Source organism: Methylomagnum sp. (assembly GCF_054333355.1).
This window is the reverse complement of sequence record NZ_JBTEKS010000360.1, coordinates 1-4,473: the sequence shown is the minus strand read 5'-3', so window position 1 is coordinate 4,473 and position 4,473 is coordinate 1. Positions and strand designations below refer to the sequence as shown.

The 4,473-nt window shown below is 53.2% G+C and carries 6 protein-coding genes; all 6 read right to left on the bottom strand.

Features of this window, described 5'->3' with window-relative positions:
* A partial coding sequence (locus ACXWUF_RS19215) for a phage late control D family protein (RefSeq protein WP_458503356.1) occupies nucleotides 1-529 on the bottom strand: 529 nt, incomplete at its 3' end.
* A gap of 39 nt (nucleotides 530-568) precedes the next feature.
* A complete protein-coding gene (locus ACXWUF_RS19210) occupies nucleotides 569-1,243 on the bottom strand; it encodes a CIS tube protein (protein WP_458499526.1) in 675 nt (224 codons plus the stop codon).
* Nucleotides 1,244-1,252: 9 nt separating this feature from the next.
* Nucleotides 1,253-1,414, bottom strand: a complete 162-nt coding sequence (locus ACXWUF_RS19205; protein ID WP_458499525.1) for a DUF5908 family protein — start codon at nucleotides 1,412-1,414, stop codon at nucleotides 1,253-1,255.
* A gap of 58 nt (nucleotides 1,415-1,472) precedes the next feature.
* The gene (locus ACXWUF_RS19200; protein ID WP_458499524.1) at nucleotides 1,473-1,925 is read right to left on the bottom strand and encodes a phage tail protein; all 453 of its coding nucleotides are present in this window, start codon (nucleotides 1,923-1,925) and stop codon (nucleotides 1,473-1,475) included.
* A gap of 11 nt (nucleotides 1,926-1,936) precedes the next feature.
* Entirely contained in the window at nucleotides 1,937-2,392 is a 456-nt protein-coding gene (locus ACXWUF_RS19195) for a phage tail protein (protein WP_458499523.1), read from the bottom strand.
* A gap of 21 nt (nucleotides 2,393-2,413) precedes the next feature.
* Nucleotides 2,414-3,946, bottom strand: a complete 1,533-nt coding sequence (locus ACXWUF_RS19190; protein WP_458499522.1) for a phage tail sheath family protein — start codon at nucleotides 3,944-3,946, stop codon at nucleotides 2,414-2,416.
* Nucleotides 3,947-4,473: the final 527 nt, after the last annotated feature.

Here is a 4,473-nt window from a genome sequence, read left to right as displayed (position 1 = left end):
CGTTGGCTTCCGCCCGGCTGACGATGAAATCCCAATCCGTGGCGTAGTAGCGGACGAGCTCTTCATGCTGTATGGCGGTCGCCGCCACGTCGCTTTCAAGCCCCTGGCCCTTGATGAGTTTGTCGATGATGTCGCTGTCCTTCTTCTTCAGGAACAGGGTGCTTTTGCGTCCCAGGGTCAACAGCACCGCCTTGTCCATGCAGGAAACCACCAAACTCGAATTGCCGCCCCCCCTGACCCGGATGCCGTGCTTGACCACGATTCCCTTGAAAATCGTGGTCAACTGATCGAGATAACCCAGCTTGATCTCCACGGCCTTGCCCGGCAGGAAAGCCCCCGACTCGCTAATCGCGAAGGTTTCCTCCGCCGAACTGCCATCAATCAGGACGATTTTCGCCGTGGGGATGCGGTTGACCTCCTTATGAACATAAATCTGGCGCACCAAATAGGTATCTGGAATCTGCTCGCCGCCGACAAATATCTTGCAGGATATGACATCGGCGGCGTTGGACAGGGGAGATTCGGGCATGGATTAGGAATGATGAAGCGGCGCTGCGAAAACGGTTTTTCAATTGGCTAGCGGCGGAAATATGATCTGGATACCCGGTTCGAGATTCCGAAAATCCTTGAGTCCGTTCACTCGGGCGATTTCGAGATAATACCGGCTATCACCATAAATGCGATGGCACATCAGCGGCAGGGTATCGCCAGCCATTACCGTCCTGGCATGGGTCAAATCGGGAGAACTCTTGCCCGCCAGCCGGGTCTGCTCCTCGCTGGACAAGAACTGCTTGAAATTGACGGCGAGTTTGGCCCTTAAAGGTATCCCGCTCGGATTGAACAGCGTGTATTCGACGTTGAGCGAGACGAGCCGACATTTGAACTTTAATTTCCCCCAGAAAAGAATCAAATAATTCGGGGTGTGTATCTCACCGTTGATGGAATAAACCATCTTCTTAAAGATGATAATTTCATCGGTAACGCTATTAATTCGATACTTCTTCTGACTGCCGTCGCCGCCCGCCAGAATGCCCGTGGCGTCGATATAAAATGAGAATGACAGAGTTTCAGGATTGATTTGGTCGAATCTTACGCCCGCCTGGCCCGTAGTATCCTTATCCGTTTTCCAGGCTGTCTCATGGTTATGGGTGTAGCTTTCTGGATTGATCTGTAACTTATATTCCCCGACGCTTTGCGAAAATTTTTCGTCCTTGTAACCCATTATCACCAAGGGTTCGAGCATGGCGTTTCCTTATCGTTCGGTGGTTTCGCGAAGCTGCTCCCGGATTCGTTCCAGGCACTCTTCCAAAATGGCGTCCTTCAGATTGCGAACCAGGGTTTCAATCTGCTCGGCGGAAACGGCAGACTCGCCCACTTTGGCCCGGATAACGATTTCGCGGATTTCAATGGCCATGAGTGTTATTTAAAAGAGGCGTCTGTTATTGCTTGCGGCGCTGGATAGACTGGCTGACTTACGGATTGCGGGTGAAGTAGGAATAAGCGAATTCCAGCTTCTCGACGGCGATCTTATTATCCATCGCGTTGAAGCCCTCGACGCTCCATTTCACCGGCCAGGCATTCTTGAAATTCCAGGTCATCAGGGGGGAACCGCTCGAGTCCAGCAGAGAAACGTCGATGTCCCTAACCGTGATGACCTTGCCGAGATCGGATTGCAAGGCCTCCTTGCACCATGTGGCGAGGTCGGAGGTGGCGACGAGCAGCCCGCGCTTTAAAACCAAGTTTTCGTATTTCATCCGTCCGGGAAGACGATGCACGAAACGGTTTTCGCCACCTTCCTTGATCGACTCGATTTCCCGCTCGGCGTTAAGACCGTCGGCTTCGAGAAACCCCGAATCTTCCGCGGTCTTGACGCCTGCGGTTTTAACTTCGAAGAAGAAACCGACCGGAGGATAATAACCAGCCATGGTATCGGCGGCTATTTATTGGCGATGGTCAAACCTTCGTGGGCCAATTCGATGGTCTCGACCGCCACTTCGTTGCCGTCCGATTTAAGATCGGTGCCGGTGATCTTGGTCGGCCAAGCGTTGGCCAGGGTCCATACCATGGTGGGCTTCCCGCTTTCGTCCAAGAGCTTAATGGTGACCGTCTGGCGCTTGATGGTATTGAGCTTGATCTTGGAATACCAGTCCCAGAACTTGTTGTCCTTGGCGAAAATCCCTTTCTTTAGTGTGACGTTTCCAGATTTCACGATACCCGGCATCTTGATCGTGGAAAACGCCTTATTGTTGCCCGCCCGATACTCAATGGGCTGCGCTTCTATATCGAGTCCAGATACTTCCTGGAAGGGAAGATCGGTGCCCACGTCCGTGATATCCACGGTGAAGTAAAACTTCGGTAAGGGCCAAACAGCATCTTGTTTTTCGCCAGCCATAATTCGGTTCCTTGCAAGTTATCAAGAGGTTTGCATCTTCTGCTGGAAGGTAATCACGATGAACTCCGCCGGTCGCACGACGGCAACCTTGACCGTAATCAGCATGAACCCGTCCAGAATATCGTTGGGCGTCATGGTCGTGCCCAATCCCACATCAACGCTGAAGGCCTCCGCCGGACTCGCGCCGACCAGAGCGCCTTCCTTCCACTTATTGGTCAAGTAGTTGCTGATGGTATTGTTGACCGTAACCCAGGTCGTCGCGCTGTTCGGTTCAAACACGTAAGCCTGGGCCGCCATCTTGACAGACTGTTCCAGCATGATGAGCGTGCGGCGGACATTGATGTAACGCCAATCCTGGCTATTGCCGTCGAGGGTGCGGGCACCCCAGATCAACACGCCACGGCCTGGGAAGGTGCGGATGGCGTTGATGGCCTTGCCGTTGAGCGGCACGTTGAGGTCGGCTTGTTCGTCGTGGGTGATATTGACGGTCGGGGAAACCACCGAGTTGATGCCGGTATTGGCCGGAGCCTTGAACACGCCGATATTATTATCAACCCGGGTATAGACGCCCGCGATTCCGCCGCTGGGCGGCAGGGTATTCAAACTGAGCCGGATTTTCGCCATCAGGTTCCGGTAAGCCTCGCTGACCGCCATGAGTACCTGATGATTGCGGGTTATCTCGGCTTTATCTGAATCCGAGGTAGGGTTTGAGATGGGGGCTTCGAGTTTCTTCCAGAAATCTTTCAATTGCGAAAGTTTCGGGTCGCTTTTCCCGGCCTTTTCGAGTTCCGCCACCTGCGCGTCGATGTCCGCCGCCTGCTTGGCTGAGAGGCTTTTACGGTCGGCCTCGGCGAGATAACTGTAATTGACATCCCCGGCATCGACGATGCTGGTATTCAGCCAGGGGTAATAGGCCGCCGCGTAATTGAGATTATCGGCCGGCGTTTTGTTGTGAAAGCCGTTGCCGCCGGTGATGACATCTTGAGCGTCGTGGCTCAATCCTTTGTCGCCGCCGAAAACGTCGAATAGAGCGATGCGGCTCTGCATTTTCCGGCAGTGCAGCAAAACCTGCTGGCAAACCGCCGCCCAATCATCGACGCTGGCGAGCAGCACGGCGTCTGGAACAGCCACTATGGTCGGTTCTTGTTCCTTGACTAACTCGGGCAATGCACCGATTAGGTCATCTTTTTTCTTTTCGGCGGTATAGTTGCCCACCGAAACGATATAACAGGGTCCGCCGCCATTGTCGAAAAACAGCCGCATACTGTAATAAAGATAAAAGGCGGTTTTCGGATCGGGCTTGATAACCTCTGGGGAAAAATCGGCGGGGTTATCTCCCCAGGTGAACTGGGGCAGCGGCGCGGCACCGAAATAATCGTGATATTCCTTGAGGGATGAAATCCGAGTAGGAACCTTGGTGAGTGGGGTAGTCCCACGGATTGCCTTTTCCGTGTAGCCGATGAAGGCCGGTACGGCGGTCGCGACTTCCACCACTGAGTTGGGAAAGGCGTTCTTTTCCTCAATATAGACACCTGGCGTTTTTATTTGTGCCACCGTAATCCCCTGATCTGATGAATATGTGAAACGATACCGCTCGGTTATTGGAAATTAATCCGGCGGTAGCCCGGCTTATTGGTACAGATATGAATAGCCAAAGCAATATAATACGCCCGGATTGGGCGTATTATATTGCATGTCTATGCTTTGTGTTGACGTAAACTTTACGGAACATGTTATAACGAAAAAGCGGGGGGGATGGCAAGCAAAAAGTCGTGGTCTCGAAAATTACAATTTTGCCGGTTTGCTGGGCTGGAGTCAGACAAGTAGTTGGCTGTGGATGTCGCACGGACGGCGGCTGTGTGCTTCATGTGTTGTGAACTTTTATGGCCCCCAAGGCGGCATGCCAGAAAATCCCTCACTTACTTTCGTGGGTGAGGTTGATTACAAACCTCTACCCCTTCCTCGCCCCCTTCCTCTACCTCTGTAAGCCTTCAGCCGTCCCATGTTCCCTTTCATGTTTTTTTCTGGACGGGGCGCAGGGGCAGCAACTCGTCGAGGCGGCTATTGGGCCATTCGGGCAG

Coding starts and splice junctions, on each gene's coding strand:
- ACXWUF_RS19210 (WP_458499526.1), bottom strand. CDS start 1,243: ATGCTCGAACCCTTGGTGATAATGGGTTACAAGGACGAAAAATTTTCG.
- ACXWUF_RS19195 (WP_458499523.1), bottom strand. CDS start 2,392: ATGGCTGGCGAAAAACAAGATGCTGTTTGGCCCTTACCGAAGTTTTAC.
- ACXWUF_RS19200 (WP_458499524.1), bottom strand. CDS start 1,925: ATGGCTGGTTATTATCCTCCGGTCGGTTTCTTCTTCGAAGTTAAAACC.
- ACXWUF_RS19205 (WP_458499525.1), bottom strand. CDS start 1,414: ATGGCCATTGAAATCCGCGAAATCGTTATCCGGGCCAAAGTGGGCGAG.